Annotated in this window: 16 protein-coding genes; 9 read left to right on the top strand and 7 right to left on the bottom strand. The window is 50.2% G+C overall.

Going from position 1 to position 18240, the window contains the following annotated elements; all coding sequences use genetic code 11:
• Window positions 1–16: 16 nt before the first annotated feature.
• The 3 genes from ACYU87_RS03695 to ACYU87_RS03685 form a co-directional block, all read right to left on the bottom strand.
• On the bottom strand, window positions 17–3016 hold the full coding sequence (locus ACYU87_RS03695; RefSeq protein ID WP_461132671.1) for a SusC/RagA family TonB-linked outer membrane protein: 3000 nt from the start codon (window positions 3014–3016) through the stop codon (window positions 17–19).
• A 140-nt stretch (window positions 3017–3156) separates the two neighbouring features.
• Window positions 3157–3441: a hypothetical protein gene (locus ACYU87_RS03690; RefSeq protein ID WP_461132670.1), complete on the bottom strand. Its 285-nt coding sequence runs from the start codon at window positions 3439–3441 to the stop codon at window positions 3157–3159.
• A gap of 634 nt (window positions 3442–4075) precedes the next feature.
• Window positions 4076–4672: a Crp/Fnr family transcriptional regulator gene (locus ACYU87_RS03685; protein WP_461132669.1), complete on the bottom strand. Its 597-nt coding sequence runs from the start codon at window positions 4670–4672 to the stop codon at window positions 4076–4078.
• 135 nt (window positions 4673–4807) lie between these two features.
• Here ACYU87_RS03685 and ACYU87_RS03680 point away from each other — a divergent pair, with 135 nt between their 5' ends.
• Complete coding sequence (locus ACYU87_RS03680) at window positions 4808–5224, top strand: OsmC family protein (protein ID WP_461132668.1); 417 nt, start codon at window positions 4808–4810, stop codon at window positions 5222–5224.
• Between the two features lie 63 nt (window positions 5225–5287).
• Here ACYU87_RS03680 and lepA read toward each other — a convergent pair whose 3' ends face one another.
• Window positions 5288–7075, bottom strand: coding sequence for a translation elongation factor 4 (lepA, locus tag ACYU87_RS03675; protein ID WP_461132667.1), 1788 nt, complete (start codon window positions 7073–7075; stop codon window positions 5288–5290).
• 549 nt (window positions 7076–7624) lie between these two features.
• Here lepA and ACYU87_RS03670 point away from each other — a divergent pair.
• The 4 genes from ACYU87_RS03670 to ACYU87_RS03655 all read left to right on the top strand — a co-directional run bounded on the left by ACYU87_RS03670 (window position 7625) and on the right by ACYU87_RS03655 (window position 10704).
• Window positions 7625–8101 (top strand): Lrp/AsnC ligand binding domain-containing protein, encoded by a 477-nt coding sequence (locus ACYU87_RS03670; protein ID WP_461132666.1) that lies wholly within the window; start codon window positions 7625–7627, stop codon window positions 8099–8101.
• Between the two features lie 114 nt (window positions 8102–8215).
• Window positions 8216–8755, top strand: coding sequence for an ATP-dependent protease subunit HslV (hslV, locus tag ACYU87_RS03665; RefSeq protein ID WP_461132665.1), 540 nt, complete (start codon window positions 8216–8218; stop codon window positions 8753–8755).
• Window positions 8756–8843: 88 nt separating this feature from the next.
• The gene (locus tag ACYU87_RS03660) at window positions 8844–10286 is read left to right on the top strand and encodes a sensor histidine kinase (protein WP_461132664.1); all 1443 of its coding nucleotides are present in this window, start codon (window positions 8844–8846) and stop codon (window positions 10284–10286) included.
• Window positions 10243–10704, top strand: coding sequence for a response regulator (locus tag ACYU87_RS03655; protein ID WP_461132663.1), 462 nt, complete (start codon window positions 10243–10245; stop codon window positions 10702–10704). The genes ACYU87_RS03660 and ACYU87_RS03655 overlap by 44 nt, the downstream gene beginning before the upstream one ends.
• A gap of 41 nt (window positions 10705–10745) precedes the next feature.
• On the opposite strand, the gene dacB is transcribed toward ACYU87_RS03655, so the two are convergent.
• Entirely contained in the window at window positions 10746–12308 is a 1563-nt protein-coding gene (gene dacB / locus ACYU87_RS03650; protein WP_461132662.1) for a D-alanyl-D-alanine carboxypeptidase/D-alanyl-D-alanine endopeptidase, read from the bottom strand.
• A 134-nt stretch (window positions 12309–12442) separates the two neighbouring features.
• Between dacB and ACYU87_RS03645 the strand changes: the two genes are divergently transcribed.
• From ACYU87_RS03645 to ACYU87_RS03630, 4 genes are all read left to right on the top strand, one after another.
• The gene (locus ACYU87_RS03645) at window positions 12443–13888 is read left to right on the top strand and encodes an MBL fold metallo-hydrolase RNA specificity domain-containing protein (protein ID WP_461132661.1); all 1446 of its coding nucleotides are present in this window, start codon (window positions 12443–12445) and stop codon (window positions 13886–13888) included.
• A 102-nt stretch (window positions 13889–13990) separates the two neighbouring features.
• The gene (locus ACYU87_RS03640; protein ID WP_461132660.1) at window positions 13991–14944 is read left to right on the top strand and encodes an acetyl-CoA carboxylase carboxyltransferase subunit alpha; all 954 of its coding nucleotides are present in this window, start codon (window positions 13991–13993) and stop codon (window positions 14942–14944) included.
• A 180-nt stretch (window positions 14945–15124) separates the two neighbouring features.
• Window positions 15125–15790, top strand: coding sequence for an HAD family hydrolase (locus ACYU87_RS03635; protein WP_461132659.1), 666 nt, complete (start codon window positions 15125–15127; stop codon window positions 15788–15790).
• Window positions 15791–15864: 74 nt separating this feature from the next.
• Window positions 15865–17016 carry a site-2 protease family protein gene (locus ACYU87_RS03630; RefSeq protein WP_461132658.1) on the top strand — a complete coding sequence of 384 codons (1152 nt, stop codon included), beginning with the start codon at window positions 15865–15867 and terminating at the stop codon, window positions 17014–17016.
• A 9-nt stretch (window positions 17017–17025) separates the two neighbouring features.
• On the opposite strand, the gene ACYU87_RS03625 is transcribed toward ACYU87_RS03630, so the two are convergent.
• Window positions 17026–17622: a YceI family protein gene (locus ACYU87_RS03625; RefSeq protein ID WP_461132657.1), complete on the bottom strand. Its 597-nt coding sequence runs from the start codon at window positions 17620–17622 to the stop codon at window positions 17026–17028.
• A 25-nt stretch (window positions 17623–17647) separates the two neighbouring features.
• Entirely contained in the window at window positions 17648–18157 is a 510-nt protein-coding gene (locus tag ACYU87_RS03620) for a hypothetical protein (RefSeq protein ID WP_461132656.1), read from the bottom strand.
• Window positions 18158–18240 lie beyond the last annotated feature (83 nt).

The raw sequence follows: 18240 nt of genomic DNA, 5'->3' as shown, positions 1-18240 counted from the left end.
AATAAGCGCTAACGGATCAAAAGGTCAGATTGAGGCCGAACTGAGCCGTTCGGGGTTGTGGGGGCGTACCCAGGTCATACCCCTGGGTAGTTGGGTCAGCCGTTACGTTAACTTCCGGATCGGGTCCCTGATACTTACTGACCAGCCACAGGTTTGAACCGCTGTAGTAAATCCGGGCCGACGAAACGCCCACCCGCCGGAGCACCGATTTTGGAATCGTGTAGCCAAGCACCAGCGAATTCAGCCGCAGAAACGAGCCATCCTCTACAAAGCGGCTGGTGGGGCTCAGGTTGTAATTATTCCCGATGGTGGTCACTCGGGGCACATCCGTAACGTCGCCTTCTTTCTGCCAGCGGGTCAGCTGATTCTTGTTGATGGCCCGACGGTCATCCCGCGTACCACCCGATTCGTGAAAGAAACGGTTGTTGTTGAAGACCTTGTTACCGTAGCTGAAATTGAAGAACACCGATAAATCGAAGCCTTTATACGCAAAGGTATTATTCAGGCCACCGAAAAATTTGGGCAGCGCACTGCCGTAGAACTGCCGGTCGGCCACGGTGATCCTGCCGTCTTTGTTCACATCGTCATAGACCGCATCGCCCGTTTTTGGGTCGACGTAGAGCTGTTTATAGACGTAGAACGAGTGGAATGCCTGGCCCTGCGCCATTCGTTCGGCTGCGTAACTGGCATCGACAGGAATGGTCAACTTCTCGATCCGGTTAACGTTTCCCGCAATATTGAAGCTGGTATTCCATTGAAAACCCGCTTTGTTGATGTTCTGCGAATTGATGGCAAATTCAAGGCCCCGGTTACTGATTTCGCCGTCGTTCCGGTAAATACTGGCGAAGCCTGAACTCTGAGCCAACGGGACCAATAAGAGCAGATCGTAGGTGTATTTCGAATAGGCGTTGACTTCCAAACCAACGCGGTTGTTCCACAGCCCAACGTTCAGGGCGATATTACTTTGGCGGGTGGTTTCCCACTTCAGGTCGGGGTTAGCCAACTGGACCGGCGTTGTGCCCGGATTGTCCAGGTAGTTGTTGCCACCGCCCCACAATCCCCGCGATGCGTAGTTGCCGATGCCATTCTGGTTTCCTGTCAGGCCTACACTGGCCCGGATTTTCAGGTCGCTGACAAAAGCAACATCCCGCAGAAAGTTTTCCTGCTTGAGTTGCCAGGCAACCCCGGCCGACGGAAAATAACCCCACTGATGACCCTGGGCAAACTTCGATGACGCATCGGCCCGGAGGCTGGCTTCAACAAAATATTTCTTCGCGAAATTATAATCGACCCGGCCAAAGAACGAAACCAGGTTATACTGGTTGCGGGTTGATGAAGCCGTCGTTACCGAAGCTGAGACAATCTGTTTGAAGGCATCCGATGGAAAGTTGGTGCCCTGCGCCAGCGTCTGGGTCGATACATTGCCCTGTAACGTGTTACCCACTAAGGCACCGAAGTTATGCTGGTTATCAATGCTTTTTCGGTACGATAACGTTTGTTCGTTAATCCAGATCGTATTTTTGCTGACACTCGATGTTGCCAGTCCTTTGCTGGCGCTACCCCGGTTGGTCAGGGTATTCCAGTACTCGTATTCGTCGTAATTGTTGTAGTCGATACTCCAGCTACTGCGCAGTTTAAGTCCGTCCGCGATGTCGTATTCACCGTAAATGTTGCCGATGTAACGAGTACTAATGGAGTGCATATCGGTGTTATTGATCAGCACATCCAGGTTATCGAAACCCGCCCATTTGGCATAGGTTCCATCAATATTGAACTTGGGTAAATACGTTGGGGTGTGCAGTGCAGCCTGTAAAATGCCGCCCTGTGGCCCATCGCCGACGCGGGCATTGGTCCGGTTCGACTGAGAGAAGATGTTGCTTGTGCCAATGCGAATTTTGTCCGTAATGTCCTGATCAAGATTGAGTTTGAAACTCGCCCGGGCAAAATCATTGGTACGAAGCGTTGCCTGCTGACTCGTGTAGCCACCACCCAGGTAAAAACGCGTTTGCTTGGTACCACCCGACACGGCCAGATCATAGTTCCGCAGGGCACCCGTCCGGAAAATATCACTCAGCCGGTCGTAGGTAGGCTGGTCTTCGGGCAGACCGCGTCCTCCCTCCGAAACCGGACGGAAAGGGCGGGTAGCAGGAGACTTACCATCATTAATCCAGGCTTCGTTGATAATCGTTGCGTGCTCGGGTCCCGTAACCAGATCCCAGAGTTTGGGAGCCCACGCCTGCCCAACGGATGCGTTCAGGTTAACTTTCGTTTTACTGTTATATGCCCCCCTTTTTGTCGTAATCAGCACAACGCCATTGGCCGCGCGGGCACCATAAATAGCAGTCGCTTCGGCATCTTTCAGAATCGAAATGGATTCGATATCGGCGGGGTTAATATCGGCTAATGGGTTGTTTGACTGGCCCTGGGTTGTAATTTTCTGGAGTGACTGGTTGTTTACAAACACACCATCCACGACATACAGTGGATCATTACTGGCGTTGATGGACGTTGTGCCCCGGATGCGGAAGAAAATGCCATCGCCCGGTACACCCGTATTGGCTGCCACCTGAACACCGGCTGCCCGACCCTGCAACTGCTGGTCGAAGCTGGCAACCGGACGGTTCTTGATTTCGTCGGCGTTGACCTGCGTAACCGAACCGACCAGATTTTTGCGGTCCTGGGTACCATAACCTACGACGACAACTTCGTTTAATTGGGAAGCCGACTCCCGCAAAGAAATAGCGAGCGTTGTTTTTACGCCAACCTTAATCTGTGTTGTCTGGTAGCCAATGGCTGATACAACCAGTTCATCACCCGAGCGGGCTTCCAGGCTAAAAAGGCCATTGGCGTCAGTTGTTGCCCCTTTTGTCTGGTTTTTCAGCACCACGTTTGCTCCCGGCAGCGGCTCGCCGTTATCGGTTCGAACGGTACCCGATAGTCGTGTTGCGGTCGATTGTGCCAGCAATCCTCCGCAGAAGAGTAGCCAGGCTACCCCTGCAAATAAAAGTTTTTGCATTACTTTGTCTTGGTTATGTTGAAATGAGGCCGGTCAGAGCCTTATTGTTAGCCAGCCGGAACGGTTGCCGCCGTTTCGGCTTTTTTATGAACAGGCCAATCAGTTGCCGCTGACTGACCCGCTGGTAATCAAAAAAGAGTTTACTGAACTTCCCGTATACTGACTAGTCCCCGTACGGAGCGTAAACGCTGCATCAGCAAACCGTTGAGTCTGTGGTTTTCCTGCATCTGAACCGTCAGTAAGCCGCTGGCCTGGATACCATTCGCTTCAAAGGATAAAGCCCGAATGGTGTAGTTGCCATCCTGTGGTACGGTATTGGCAATATCACTCACGAAATTCAGTCGGTCGAAACCTGCAATCTGGTATGTCACGTGCGCAGTAAGCCCTTGGGCGATGGACGGGGAAGTGAAAAGTGTTGGGTGCATGATTGAAGTGAAGATGGAGGAAGGTTCATTATTGGCTTATATGTTCTATTGACTAAGTAGGCTATATTGTTTGTCACAGTGCCCAACTAGGTTTGCTGGCAGGTACGCATTCGATCGGCTGGAGCAAAAGTACTGCGTCGGGTCAACGCGCACGGATCAGGACACAGGGTGAAAAGAATTTAGCCTCAACAACAGGGTTGCATTGGCATTCGGCACATCCCTAAGTCCCGACGGGGAGAAGCGGTGATGGTTGAAACGAATCGTGCCGGTTTGTGTAACGTGGTCATGCTAATCGGATGGGTAAAGCTAGGATAGCCTTGCTAATTGCTAGGCAAAGGTGAATAGTGTATTTTGTTTTTCCAAAATAAATATAAGAAAATGATTATCAGTATATTACCTACTAGTCTATCGGGATATGTAGTTATTGGTGTCAAGGTTTACGCGCGTAGCCGCACCCTAATTGTCCATTTAATTTAAAAGAAAAATGACCTGGCTGCGAGCGAAAACCCTTATATACTCAAAGCCGGTTCAACAAGTGAAAAGGCAACTAAGTTTTAGAATCTGAGGGTATTAAGGAAAGTATGGTTAGGCTGGAATAGAGTAATTCTTACCAGTGCTCATGCTGCCTGTACGGCTACGCTTTTCGGGCTACCTGCGCCCTGATTCTGCTTAGCGAAGGCCCCTTGATGCCCAGGTACGACGAGATATGACTTAGCGAAACCCGATTAAGAATGTCCGGATGATTTGTTAATAAATCCACATAGCGTTCTTCGGCGGTCTGGGCCAGCAAACTCTCCGATCGGAGTTGATTCATCAGAAAATACTGCTCCGCCAACAGGCGCCCGAAGCGTTCCCAACCGTGCGAACGCTCGTACAGTTGCTGCAGGTGATCATACTGCATCACCATCAGTTCCGATGTTTCCAGCGCTTCGATCAGGTACGGGCAAGTGGTACGGGTGAGCAAACTTTTTAACGAAGTAATAAACATATTCTCGCCAGCGAAGTAAAGATTATATTCCAGTTCCGTTTTTGGGTCTATGTAATAGACTCGAAAAATCCCTTTTACGATAAAACCAACATACCGGCAGAGCGAATTGGGGACGTTGAAGTAGTCATGCCGATCGACCGTTCTGGCTTGCCAGAATTCAGTTGACAGGGTGATATCTGCATCTGAAAGCTGGGCGAATTGGTACAATTGCTGGTGTAATAAGACTTGCTGCGGGGATGTCATGGGCTGAATACGAAACGGCGATTCCGTTTTTTTAGTAGCGGGTACTTTTTAACATAGGTGAAAAATAGGCAGAAACAGGTCTGCTACTTTTGTCTCAACGAAATCAAATCACAAACATAGTTAACTCATAACATCATGAAACTCACTCGCAACGCACAGGCTCATTGGGCCGGAACCGGTAAAGATGGTCAGGGAACCGTAACAACGGCCAGCACCGTTCTGAAAGAAACACAATATTCGTATAAAACCCGATTCGAGAATGGCACAGGTACCAACCCCGAAGAGTTAATAGCCGCTGCTCATGCCGGTTGTTTTGCGATGCAGCTGGCCTTTAACATTCAGCAGGCTGGCTTTGCGGCCGATTCGCTGGACGTGGATTGTGCTATTTCTCTGGAAGATGGAACAATCACGACGTCGGTATTGACGCTTAAAGCGGCCGTACCCGGTCTTGACAAGGCTAAGTTTGATGAGCTCGTCGATCACGCCGAACACAACTGTCCTATCTCAAAATTACTGAATGCAACGATCAAAGTAGACGCTACGTTAGCCTAAGATTCTTTCATTTATTGAGGCACATAGCAAAAATGGCCAGCTCGTTTCGGGCTGGCCATTTTCTTAGTTGATCTTTAATACCGCCATGAATGCTTCCTGGGGTATCTCCACGTTGCCGACCTGGCGCATTCGTTTCTTTCCTTTTTTCTGCTTGTCGAGCAGCTTGCGCTTCCGGGAAATATCACCGCCATAACACTTGGCCAATACGTCTTTACGAAGGGCACTCAAGGTTTCGCGGGCAATGATTTTCTGGCCGATAGCTGCCTGGATGGCAATTTCAAACTGTTGTCGGGGAATTAATTCACGTAGTTTTTCGCACAGTTTCTTGCCCCATTCATACGACTTCGAGCGGTGAACAATGGCGGAGAGCGCATCGACTTTGTCGCCGTTAAGCATTACATCGAGTTTCACCATGTCCGACTCGCGGTTGTCCATGAACTCGTAATCGAGGGAGGCATACCCACGTGAGATTGTCTTGAGCTTATCGAAAAAGTCGAATACAACTTCGGCCAACGGCATCTCAAACTGGAGTTCAACGCGGTCGGCGGTCAGGTACACCTGATTTTTAAGCAAACTCCGCTTGTCCATACAGAGCCCCATGATACCACCGACGTATTCCGCTTTAGTAATAATCTGTGCCCGGATAAACGGCTCCTCAATGTAATCGATCAGGTTTGGATCGGGCATTTCAGCGGGAGCCGACACCTGAAGCTCTTCGGCTTTGGTCGTCATTACCTCGAACCGCACCGATGGGACAGTCGTAATCACCGTCATGTCGAATTCACGTTCCAGGCGTTCCTGCACAATTTCCATGTGGAGCATGCCCAGGAAGCCGCAGCGGAAACCAAATCCCAGCGCGGCCGATGTTTCCGGCTCCCATACGAGGGCGGCATCGTTGAGCTGCAGCTTTTCCATCGCATCGCGCAAATCTTCGAACTCGCTGGTTTCTACCGGGTAAATACCCGCAAAGACCATCGGTTTTACTTCCGAAAAACCTTGAATAGCAACGTTGGCAGGATTGTCGATAGTGGTAACGGTATCGCCGACTTTTACTTCTTTGGCCACTTTAATACCCGAGATCAGGTACCCCACATCGCCACATTCGATTACGTCCTTAGGCTCCTGAGTCAGGCGGAGCGTTCCGATTTCGTCAGCGGTGTATTCTTTGCCGGTGTTCATGAACTTCACCTTATCGCCTTTGCGAATACGGCCGTTCTTGACCCGAAAAATAACTTCGATACCCCGGTAGGAGTTGAAGTGCGAATCGAAGATCAGCGCCTGCAAGGGACCGGCGGGCTCGCCTTTCGGCGCTGGAATACGCTCCACAATAGCGGCCAGAATTTCGGGAACGCCGATGCCTTCTTTTCCCGACGCCGGAATAATGTCGTCACGTTCGCAACCCAGCAGGTCTACCATTTCGTCCTTAATCTCCTCGGGTCTGGAACCCGGCAGGTCAATCTTGTTCAGAACGGGAATGATAACCAGATCGTTATTCAGGGCCAGGTACAGGTTGGAGATCGTCTGGGCCTCCGTTCCCTGCGAGGCATCGACCAGCAGTAAGGCCCCTTCGCAAGCGGCAATAGAGCGTGATACCTCGTAGCTGAAATCGACGTGGCCGGGCGTATCGATCAGGTTCAGGGTATAGATTTCACCTTTGTGCATGTAGTCCATCTGGATGGCATGGCTCTTGATGGTGATACCACGCTCACGCTCCAGATCCATATTATCCAGCAATTGGGCCTGCATATCGCGGGAGCCAACAGTTTTGGTGAATTCTAACAAACGATCGGCCAGGGTACTCTTACCGTGATCAATGTGGGCGATAATGCAAAAATTACGAATGTGTTTCACGTTGGAATATCGGATCGTCGTTACGACGGGAAGTCTTGCTTAATAAATGACAAAAATACGCAAAAAAGTCCGCGTTTAAGCTAGATAGAGGCCGGGTAGGGACGACAAGTTTGCGAGTGGCTACAAAAAAACAAACGCCGGACTCATCGGGGAGCCGGCGTGTTCAATTACACTTCATCAACAAACTAAACTCTTCGACCGCCAGGGCGGGTACTTGCTGTAGGAGGGGGACTCGAACCGCCCACGGTGCAGTTAGCTACAGTACAACTCTGGTGGTCAACCCCAGTCGCCCTTGCGGGCGGCATTATGCTGCGTTTATCCTTTATCACCACCCCCGAGACAGGAGGGCACGTCTGCCAATTTCGACATCCTACAGTGTGAGAAAAAGAATCAAGAAGACCGGCGTGTGACCCCGCTCGATCAACTTGACAATACAAAGGTAGTCTATGATGGCTGTTTATTGCAAATTTTATATAAAAATTTCCTAAAATTTACAAACCGTTCAAAAATGGATTAGTTTTGTTAGCACTCATCAAAAAATGCGTTAAAATGACCGAGAAAAATTTAGAAATTGATAATACGGATCTAAAGATACTGAGTTTGCTGATGCAGGACGCCAACATGGCCTATACGGAAATAGGCAAGCGTATTTTTGTGTCGGGTGGTACGGTTCATGTGCGTATGAACAAATTGAAGCAGATGGGAATTGTTCGCGGGTCTCAACTGGTCATCGACCATACCAAGCTTGGCTGGGACATTAGTGCTTTTCTGGGAATTTACCTGGACAAGAGTTCTCTGTATGAAGAAGTATCCCGCCAGCTGGAAAAAATTCCGGAGGTTGTCAACATTCACTACACAACTGGTATTTACAGTATATTCGCCAAAATCGTTTGCCGGGATACGCAACATCTCCGCGAAGTGCTCCATGATAAAATTCAGAAAGTAAGTGGTATTCAGCGTACCGAAACATTTATCTCACTCGAAGAGAGCGTAAACCGCCCGATCCCATTTTCCGAAAACAGTTAATGGGGGTTGGTTCGTTATTCCGCTAACGACCACCTCAGGCTATGGCGTTGGTCAAGGCAACGACGAACTACAAACCACCAACCTGGTGTTATATACATCAACAAATTATAATTCATGCAACCCAAAATTCACGCAACGACAGTAGTTGGTATTCGTCATAATGGTCAGGTGTCGCTTGGTGCCGACGGGCAGGCTACCATGGGAAACACCGTTGCCAAAAGTAATGTACGTAAAGTGCGCATCCTGATGGGCGGTAAGGTACTGGCCGGGTTTGCCGGATCGACCGCCGACGCTTTTACCCTGATCGAGCGGTTCGAGGAAAAACTCAATGCCTACGGCGGAAACCTTAAACGGGCCGCTATTGAACTGGCAAAAGACTGGCGGACGGATCGCTACCTGCGTAAACTGGAAGCCATGCTGATCGTGGCGTCTAAAGATGATTTATTACTGGTATCAGGTACCGGCGACGTAATTGAGCCCGATGCCGATGTAGCGGCTATCGGTTCGGGGGGCATGTACGCGCAGTCGGCGGCTTTAGCCCTGAAGAGGCACGCGTCGGGCCTGTCGGCCGAGGAAATGGTTCGCGAGAGCCTGCACATCGCAGCGGATGTATGTATCTACACCAACCATAATTTGGTTGTTGAAACATTGTAGAGAATAGACGGCACTAAGTTCGTTGTTTATCTTTGCCACGGAATAACTCCACGGTATGCAAAAAGTGAACACAATTGGCTCATTACGCATGAACCGTCGCATTGCGATGGGCTTCATTGTGGCTATGGTGCTGATTGGTTCAGGATTTGTCATCTCCTTTTATAGCTATACCCGGTATGGCAACGATACCCGGCAGGTTCGCCATACGTATGAAGTTATCCAGGTTCTCAACAACATTATCTCGTTGATTAAGGACGTGGAGACAAGTTCAAGAGGGTATGTTATTACCAATGATGTTTCGCATCTGGAACCCTATCGAACAGCTCTTCAGTTGCTACCTGGAGAAATTGCCAAATTACGGGGCCTGACCACCGATAACCGGGTTCAGATTCAACGTCGGTTTCGACTTGAGAAATTGATCAATGACAAGCTGGCGATCACCCAGTCGCGTTTGAAGACCAAACTGTCTGACTTTAAAAGTTCATTAATCAATGCAGAGAGCAAGCGCCAGATGGATTTATTACGGAGTCATGTGGCGTTGATGGTGGAAACGGAGCAAACCCTGATGGGAGTCAGAATCCGGCAGGCGGATCGATCGTATCGAAACACGCTTATTATCATTGCCGCGCTGTCCTTGCTGACATTCCTGACGTTACTTGTCTTATATCGGTTGCTGGTGCAGGAGTTAACGCACCGGCAGCAAACCGAAGACCAGTTACGGGCTTATGATTCTCAGTTGAGAGGCCAGATTCGGCAACTGGAAGCCTCGAATGAAGAACTGGAGCGATTTGCTTTTGTGGCAAGCCATGACCTACAGGAACCATTACGTAAAATCCAGTCGTTCGCTAATTTGATTACTGACCGATACGGGAACTTGTTCGACGCGGATAGCCTGCTGTTCATGAGCAAAATCTCGAATTCGGCCGAGCGTATGTCCAAACTCATAAAGGATCTGTTGAATTTTTCCCGTATTTCCAGCCATCGGGAGAACTTTGAGCCGGTTTCACTGAGTGACATTGTTCAGCGGATTCTGGATGACCAGGAGTTGCGAATCAAGGGGTTGAACGTTCGGCTTGAGGTCAGCCATCTGCCCGTAATTGACGGCATTGCCAGCCAAATGGACCATTTGTTCAACAACTTGATTTCCAATGCACTGAAATTTGTTCGGCCCGGTGTTCAGCCGGTACTTCGCATTGCGGTTCAGGCCGTAGACGGCGAGTGTTATGCCGGATTAATACCCGGCCGAAATTATTTTGAAATTTCCATTGAGGATAATGGCATTGGGTTTGAGGAGAAATATATTGACCACATCTTTAAAGTTTTTCAACGGTTACATGGTAAAAACACGTTCGATGGAACCGGTATTGGGCTGGCCATTTGCAAGCGCGTTATCATGTATCACCACGGGTACATCACGGCGCGAAGCAAACCAAATGCGGGCACCACGTTTGTAGTCGTTTTACCAGAAAGCCAATCACAACAACAGTATGACCGACCAGCTTCAGAAACCTATTCATATCCTGCTAGTTGACGACGACGAAGATGACCGTTACCTGACTCGGGAAGCCTTTCATCAGCATTATCCAGCGAGCCGTATTTCATTTGCTGAAGATGGCGAAGACTTGATGGATTTTCTGCGGTATGAAGGGCGGTATGCAGGCGCAGCGCATACGCTGCCTGAGCTTATATTATTGGATTTGAACATGCCCCGCAAGGATGGCCGGGAGGCTCTGCGGGAAATTAAATCGGACGATGTGTTTCGCCACATTCCCATCCTGGTGCTGACTACGTCGGATGCCAAAGATGATATTGAAACGTCGTACTTCAACGGGGCCAACAGCTTTATCACAAAACCCCCGACCTTCCAGCGACTGAGCGAAGTGACAAAAGCCATTGGCCAGTACTGGTTCAACGTTGTAACCGTTTGCGAGCACTTGGAAAATGAATAGAAAATTAAAAGAGTGAAAGAACGAAAGAGTGAAAGAGCGGTTCAACGGGGCGCTCGTTCACTCGTTGCATTCAACCCTACCAGACTCACGAAAATCTTTTCCAGTGCGCTGGTTACGGCGCGGTTCTGGCCGGGCGTAAATTTATTGACCAGCACACAAAAACTCATGCGTTCGCCATCCGCAGCGGTAAAGTATCCCGCATAGGCACGAACGCCTTCAATGGAACCACTTTTGGCCCGAATGTTCCCCGCTGCGGCTGTTCCGCGCGCCAGGCTTCGTACGGTTCCGGTTTGCCCCACGACAGGAATGGTTTCGTAAAATTGCGGAAATACGTTCTCCCGGCCCATGGTACTAAGGATTCCCGTCATATTATCGGCCGTGAGAGCACCCACCGTCGACAGGCCGCTTCCATCCCGAATCCGAAATCCGTTTAAATCAACCCCTTTGCGTTGCCAATAGGCCGTCAACGCGTCGATACTGGCATTCGTCGACCGAACGGATTTAGTCAGCGCCAGCGCCGTTGTTCGCAGAAACGCTTCGGCGTACAGATTGATGCTCTGGTAGTTTGTCTGTTGAATCAACTCCGTAAGCAATGGGGATTTGTGTTGAGTTAATATGGTTCGTTTGCCGGCGGATATAACTGTTTTTGGTAACCCGCCACCCTGCGAGATCGGTGCACTACTGACCGTCACATTATCCTGAACAAGCTGGTTATGAAGCGCAAAGGCGGTAAAAAAGGCGGGATCGGGTAGGGAGCCTTTTACGCTGAACTCGTTGGCTGGCTCACCCATCGGAACCTTACCCGTCAGCCATTGCTGATTCGAAAACGGAGCCCCGTAAATGTTTACCTGATCACCCGTATTGGCGGCATCGGTCGTAACCGTATTTCGAAACGTAAGATAAGGCAGGACGGGGTCTGTGCGTAGCACGCTGGTAGAGGCACCGACGGATTTGCCTGGTCTGAAAAATACGCGGAACAGATTCTCATTGATGTTCAGCGCGCTTAAACTGGCTCCGTAATAATTGCCCAAATCCCCGAAGGGCCAGGTGCCGGGTGTTGTCAGGTCGTCATACAGGCTGGCATCGCCCACAACCATTCCCTGAATGGTGCGGATGCCCGCAGCGCGCACTGCATCCGACCAGCTTTTCATCAGGGCCGGCAAATCGTAATAAGCCGGAAATCGCCAACTCCCCAGCGAAGGGTCGCCCATACCCCGTATGTATAAATTACCGGTCAAAACAGAATCTTTAATAGCACCATCGTACTCAAGACTCGTTGTATAGGTGTAATTAGGACCCAATACGGCCAGAGCCGTTGCTGTTGTAATAAGTTTTAGCGTTGAGGCCGATGGCAGGCTCATGCGGGCATTGTAGCCGATAAATTCTTTCCCATCTCGCACCCGCCGAACGGACAGTGCTAGTGTTCCATATCGAACGGCTGGGCTGGCCTGAACGGCTTCTACCTGCCTGAGCAGTTGCTGAATAGCTACCGAATCGGCTGGTGGCCGGGGTTGAGAAACAGAGCGTGAGGTAGTAAAAAAAGGGAGTAAACAGGTGGCTAAAACAAGCGAACGGGCAGCTACGAAAGGGGGAATAAAGCGCATTAAGGAACAGTTAGGCGATTCGATGGGTATTTCGTACTTTTGCAAACTTACGAAGATTGCGCCACCCAACTTGCGATAAAAGCACCTACCCTAAGATATCGAATAAACGACACCGAATAGTTAAAGTTGCACGCATGAAATTATCATTTCTGGGGGCGGCCCGGCAGGTAACCGGCAGTATGTATCTGCTGGAACTGGAGGATGATTACCGCATCCTGATTGACTGTGGTTCAGACCTGGATCGGTCCAGACCACAAGACGCTAGTTCGAACGGTCAATCACCCCCCGCCGTTACTCATCCGGGATTTTTCCCCTTTGAGGCATCAAGCATAAATCTGGTCCTGCTGACCCACGCCCACGTGGATCACTCGGGTAATTTGCCCAATTTATTCCGGGAAGGCTACGAAGGGCAGATACTCTGTACTGAACCGACGTTTTCCCTGACGAATGTGCTGCTCAAAGATGCAGCGTCGCTTAACCAAAAGCGCATTAACGAGCTGAACGCCAGCAAGAAACAACGCGTCAAGGACCGGCAGGTACAGATGCAGAAGGATCTGTTTCTGGACAAACAGGTTCGGGAAACCATGGAGAATATTGTCCCCATTGGTTTCAACCGCAAGTTCAGGGTTGCCGATGGTGTCGATGTGACCTTCATTCCGGCAGGGCACTTACTCGGCGCAGCGCACATTGTCATCAATGTGACGGAAAACGGCGAGCGAAAAAGTATTTGCTTCTCGGGTGATATTGGCCGGAAGAACTATCCGCTTCTGGTTGATCCGGCTACGGTACCCGCCGTTGATTACCTGGTCTGTGAAAGCACCTACGGCAATCGTCTGCACGAGAACCAGATGACGCCCGAAGATGCGTTGGCTGATATTATTCAGCGGACCTGCATCGATATTCCAGGGCGGCTTATTATTCCCTCATTCAGTGTTGGCCGGACACAGGCGTTGCTTTATACGCTTAACCGACTGTATACGGAACGAAACTTTCCGCCTATCCGGGTTTTTTCGGATAGTCCGATGGGCTTTGAGAGTACCAAAATTTACATGCAGCACATCAGCCTGCTGAATAAGGAAGCACGGGAGTTTTACAAGGAAAACGAAACGCTGTTCGATTTTCAGAACTTCCAGTTTCTGGAATCATCGAAGGCGAGTAAAGCGGTGTCCAATTTTGGTGAACCCTGCATCATCATTTCGTCATCGGGTATGGTGCAAGGCGGTCGGGTTGAGTACCACGTGGCCGAAAATATCAGCAATCCATACGCTACGATTCTGATCATCGGCTATTGCGCCGAAGGTACGCTCGGCTGGCGTTTGCTGAATGGGCAACAAACCCTCAGCATCAAAGGAACGGACCACCAGGTGCTGGCCAACGTCGAAAAAATTGACGTATTCAGCGGCCACGGCGACCGGAATGATCTGATCAATTTTGTGCGCATGCAGTCGCCCGAAACGCTCAAAAACATTTTCTTGGTTCACGGCGAGTACGAAAGTATGGAATCGTTCAAGGCCACCCTGGCGGAAGAAGGCTTTCCACAGGTTATTATCCCGAAAAAGGGCGAACGTTTTGACTTATAAATGGTGAGTGATGAATAATACCTGATGAACAGGGCTACGGGCCGGTTTATCAGGTATTATTCATCAGGCATAATCGCACCGGCGACCCGGTCATTCTTATACATGAGAACATACCTTGACTTTGAAAAGCCCATCGCCGACCTGGAAGCGCGGCTGGAGGAAACTAAGAAATTAGCGCAAACCAGCAATGTAGACGTCAGCGAAGCGGTTAACGTGCTGGAAAAGAGCATCGATAAACTGCGACGGGAAATTTTTCAGAATCTTACCCGCTGGCAGCGCGTCCAGTTGTCGCGGCATCCCGATCGCCCCTATACCCTCGATTACATTTCGCTCATGTGCGATCAGTTTATCGAACTGCACGGCGACCGGACCGTGCGCGACGATCCGGCGATGGTCGGTGGTTTCTGCGAACTGGGGGGGCAAACGGTGATGATCATCGGGCAACAAAAAGGGCGGAATACCAAGCAGCGTCAGTACCGTAACTTTGGTATGCCGAATCCGGAAGGGTATCGGAAAGCGCTTCGCCTGATGAAGCTGGCCGAGAAATTCAACAAGCCCATTATTACACTGATCGACACCCCCGGTGCGTTTCCGGGTCTGGAAGCCGAAGAGCGCGGACAGGGGGAAGCCATTGCCCGTAACCTGAAAGAGATGTTCATGCTGACGGTGCCCGTTATCTGCGTCGTCATCGGTGAGGGTGCCTCGGGCGGTGCGCTGGGTATTGCCATTGGCGATAAGGTGCTGATGCTTGAAAACACCTGGTACTCCGTTATTTCGCCCGAAAACTGTTCGACCATTCTCTGGCGTAGCTGGGACTTTAAAGAACAGGCCGCCGAAGCCATGAAGCTGACCGCCCGCGATATGCAGGCGAACAAGCTGGTGGATGAAATTGTGGAAGAACCGCTTGGTGGTGCCCACAACGATCACCAGGCCATGGCAAACCAACTGAAGAAAGTTATTCTGGATTCTATCGAGCAACTGAACGCCATTGATCCGCAGGAACGCATCAGCCAACGCATCGATAAGTTCTGCGAAATGGGTGTTGTTCTGGAATAATCAGGCCATCAACAAGTAGATAAGCAAAGCCGCTGGGATAGTCTCAGCGGCTTTGTTGATTAAGCGAAGCGTTCTTTACCATCAACTTTGCCATTCTGTTTCACCGTTTGTCTGCAAATCTAACGTTATCTTTGGCTTGCGGTTCACGTACCGCCCGAACCGACGCTATACGTGCAGTTTATGCTTAATACATCAACGCTCAAAAACCTTATTTTCGACCTCGGCGATGTAATCATCCCGATAGATTTGACCGCCCCCATCCGGAATTTTGCCATGCTGGCTAACCTGCCCGAAGAGCAGGTGCGGGAGCTCTGGATGCAACACGACATCGTTGGGCAATACGAAACCGGCCTGATCGATGACGAGGCTTTCCGGGCTCATGTTCGGACACTGCTGAAAAGCCGGGCCAGCGAATCGGGTTCCGAATCCGGGTCATCAGACCAGTGGGCCGATGAAGTAATCGACACGGCCTGGAACACAATTCTCCTCGATTTGCCCATCGAACGCATCGAGCGGATCAAACAACTAAAGTCGAGTTACCGCCTGTTTCTGCTGAGCAACACCAGTCCGATTCATATCCGTAAAGTGAATAGTGTACTGACGGGAATGGGTCAGCCAACACTGGAGGAGCTTTTCGAACGGGTGTTTTATTCCTATGAGGTTCGCCTGGCCAAACCATCGCCCGAAATCTATCAGCATGTGCTGGCTGAGGGTGGACTGATTGCCGAAGAGACTGCTTTCTTTGACGATAATGCTGCGAACATCAAGGCTGCTGCCGGGTTAGGTATTCAGGCCGTACACGTACAGCCCCCCTCAACAATAATAGACTATTTAACAGGTGTATGATATAAGATATATGATATAGGGTCAGTACAGACATCATACATCATATACCTTATATCCCACATTCCACAGCATACATGAGCCCACGTACCCGTACCTACCTCCTTCACGGAGGTCTTTTTTTACTGACCCTGATTACGACTACCATGGCGGGAGCCGAGTGGATGTTTGGGCGTTTGTTTATTCCGATTGAGGGGATGAAAACGCTCGGCTGGTCGGAGTTTGTAGATGGGTTTAACTTTTCGATTCCTTTTCTGGCGATACTGACCGTTCATGAGTTTGGTCATTATTTTACGGCCAAAGCCAATCACGTTCGGGTTACTTTACCTTACTACATTCCGTTATGGCTTGGCATCGGGCAGAGTATCGGTACACTGGGAGCGTTCATCCGAATTCAGGACTACATCAATAGTCGGCAGAAATACTTCGATATTGGAATCGCTGGCCCGCTGGCCGGGTTTGCCCTGGCGCTGGTGGTGCTCTGGTACGGTTTCACGCATTTGCCGCCACCCGAATTTATTTTTACCATCCACCCAGAGTACCAGAAATGGGGACTTGACTATGGCCGATTCGCCTACCAGAACTTGCCGGAAGGTGTTTCGCCACTGAAGCTGGGGGATAACCTGCTCTTCAACTTCTTCAAAAACCACGTAGCTGACCCCGCCCGAGTACCACATCCGTACGAGATGATCCACTACCCGTACCTGATGGCCGGGTATCTGGCGCTGTTTTTTACCTCGCTCAATCTCATTCCCATCGGGCAGCTGGACGGTGGACACATTATGTACGCCCTCATTGGGCGCAAGCGATTTCAGTGGGTGTCGCCTATCCTGTTCACCGCTTTTGCCTTCTACGCCGGGTTAGGTATGTTCAAACCCAGCGATTTTGCGGTACCAACAGACGAAGCTTTCTACTCGGAGTTAGGCAATTTTGGCCTGTATATCGGCTTTTTATATCTGGCTTTCTCCCGCATTAGCGAAAACCGAATGACGTCTCTGATCGTCACGCTCAGCGTCGTAGCTACCCAATTAGTAGTTGTCTGGGTACAGCCAGATCTGGAGGGGTATTCCGGATTTCTGGCGTTTGCATTCGTACTGGGGCGGTTCCTCGGAATTTACCATCCCGAGACGGAACTTGAAGAACCACTGACTATTAAGCGGCAACTGTTGGGCTGGCTGGCCCTGATCGTTTTTGTTCTGTGCTTCAGCCCGCGTCCGTTTGTTTATTAGGGCTAGTATCTAGCGGGTAGCACTTCGTTTAGTAGGCACAATTGGTTTAGCAAGAACATCGAATTGTAATGAAAACTCGTTTTTGATTGCCTGATCACCCAAATCAGCAAAAAAACTTGTTGAATTATACCGAATGCCGAATAGAGTCCGGTCAATGAGCGCCCGACCTTTGATGCGCAAACTGGTGCCATCCTGGCTAGTGGTAACGGGGAAGGAGATGGGTTGTGTAATACCTTTCAGCGTGAGTTGTCCCGTAGCCGTTGTTCCGGATAGGGACCGTAGAACAAAGGTGGCCGTTGGGAAGCGAGCTGTATCGAAAAAAGCTTCATCCAGAAGGTGCCTTTGCAACCGGTCGTTTTCATGCTGAATACTAGTCATATCCATCGTCATCGTTGCGCTGCTGATTCGTCGACCCATTTGGGTTAGTTGGCCTTTGGCCAGCCGAAGTGTACCCGTGGGTGCCCAGGAGCCTACTTCGGCGTAACCGGTCCAGGTAAGCCGACTGGCATCAGGGTCAATGCTGAATGACTGGTTCTGAGCTTGTACAGCGGTTGACAAGATGAATAATAACGCAAAAACAGCAGTAAGATTCGCAAGCGTTTTCATTGACGTGTCTGGTTTAGCAAAATGACTATTTGTTAACTATACCTTCAGTCTCGATCAGGCCGTAGCCTTTATATAATTTCCCCGAGCGATTGCGCGCAATTACATACCAAAGGGCATCGCCCCCGTAAGCCTGTTTACCAAATCGCCAGTTTTTGCCAAACGTATAAGTTTGCCCATTTTTTAATTTGCCGCTGGGGCAGTTAAATTTTTTGGCGAACAGACTGGGGTCATATGCTATGTTGGAATGCCAGCCCGTTGAGTCGTACCAGATGAAACTCCCTGCCTCCACCAGTTCAAGGTCGCCTACTTCGGCGCGAACCATCGTTGCATGCTTCCAGTAATACGTATCGCCTTCCAGCGTTGGAACACAGGGGTTATTCGTATGCCAGAGCGTGAGCCCAACCGGCAACGAACGGAGCTTATCGGGTAGTAGTCGGCTTTTATCAGACCAACCCAAACCTGGGGATTGAGCGGTGGCAATCGGGCCAGTGAGCAGACCGGTGGCAAGGGCGGTAAGAAAAATGAGTGTACGCATCGCAGAAACGGGTTTGGTTTGTTTGAACGATACAAAAGTGGAAGGCTAAATGGCCCCAAGCGTCCCAGAACAGGATTGGGACG

The organism is Spirosoma lituiforme, from assembly GCF_054776635.1.
The sequence above is the reverse complement of the archived record's forward strand: the minus strand, read 5'-3'. Positions and strand labels throughout refer to the sequence as shown.

Excerpts from the sequence above, each read along its gene's own strand:
- ACYU87_RS03695 (WP_461132671.1), bottom strand. The coding sequence starts at position 3,016 with ATGCAAAAACTTTTATTTGCAGGGGTAGCCTGGCTACTCTTCTGCGGA.
- ACYU87_RS03690 (WP_461132670.1), bottom strand. The coding sequence starts at position 3,441 with ATGCACCCAACACTTTTCACTTCCCCGTCCATCGCCCAAGGGCTTACT.
- ACYU87_RS03685 (WP_461132669.1), bottom strand. The coding sequence starts at position 4,672 with ATGACATCCCCGCAGCAAGTCTTATTACACCAGCAATTGTACCAATTC.
- ACYU87_RS03680 (WP_461132668.1), top strand. The coding sequence starts at position 4,808 with ATGAAACTCACTCGCAACGCACAGGCTCATTGGGCCGGAACCGGTAAA.
- ACYU87_RS03670 (WP_461132666.1), top strand. The coding sequence starts at position 7,625 with ATGACCGAGAAAAATTTAGAAATTGATAATACGGATCTAAAGATACTG.
- hslV (WP_461132665.1), top strand. The coding sequence starts at position 8,216 with ATGCAACCCAAAATTCACGCAACGACAGTAGTTGGTATTCGTCATAAT.
- ACYU87_RS03660 (WP_461132664.1), top strand. The coding sequence starts at position 8,844 with ATGAACCGTCGCATTGCGATGGGCTTCATTGTGGCTATGGTGCTGATT.
- ACYU87_RS03655 (WP_461132663.1), top strand. The coding sequence starts at position 10,243 with ATGACCGACCAGCTTCAGAAACCTATTCATATCCTGCTAGTTGACGAC.
- dacB (WP_461132662.1), bottom strand. The coding sequence starts at position 12,308 with ATGCGCTTTATTCCCCCTTTCGTAGCTGCCCGTTCGCTTGTTTTAGCC.
- ACYU87_RS03645 (WP_461132661.1), top strand. The coding sequence starts at position 12,443 with ATGAAATTATCATTTCTGGGGGCGGCCCGGCAGGTAACCGGCAGTATG.
- ACYU87_RS03640 (WP_461132660.1), top strand. The coding sequence starts at position 13,991 with ATGAGAACATACCTTGACTTTGAAAAGCCCATCGCCGACCTGGAAGCG.
- ACYU87_RS03635 (WP_461132659.1), top strand. The coding sequence starts at position 15,125 with ATGCTTAATACATCAACGCTCAAAAACCTTATTTTCGACCTCGGCGAT.
- ACYU87_RS03630 (WP_461132658.1), top strand. The coding sequence starts at position 15,865 with ATGAGCCCACGTACCCGTACCTACCTCCTTCACGGAGGTCTTTTTTTA.
- ACYU87_RS03625 (WP_461132657.1), bottom strand. The coding sequence starts at position 17,622 with ATGAAAACGCTTGCGAATCTTACTGCTGTTTTTGCGTTATTATTCATC.
- ACYU87_RS03620 (WP_461132656.1), bottom strand. The coding sequence starts at position 18,157 with ATGCGTACACTCATTTTTCTTACCGCCCTTGCCACCGGTCTGCTCACT.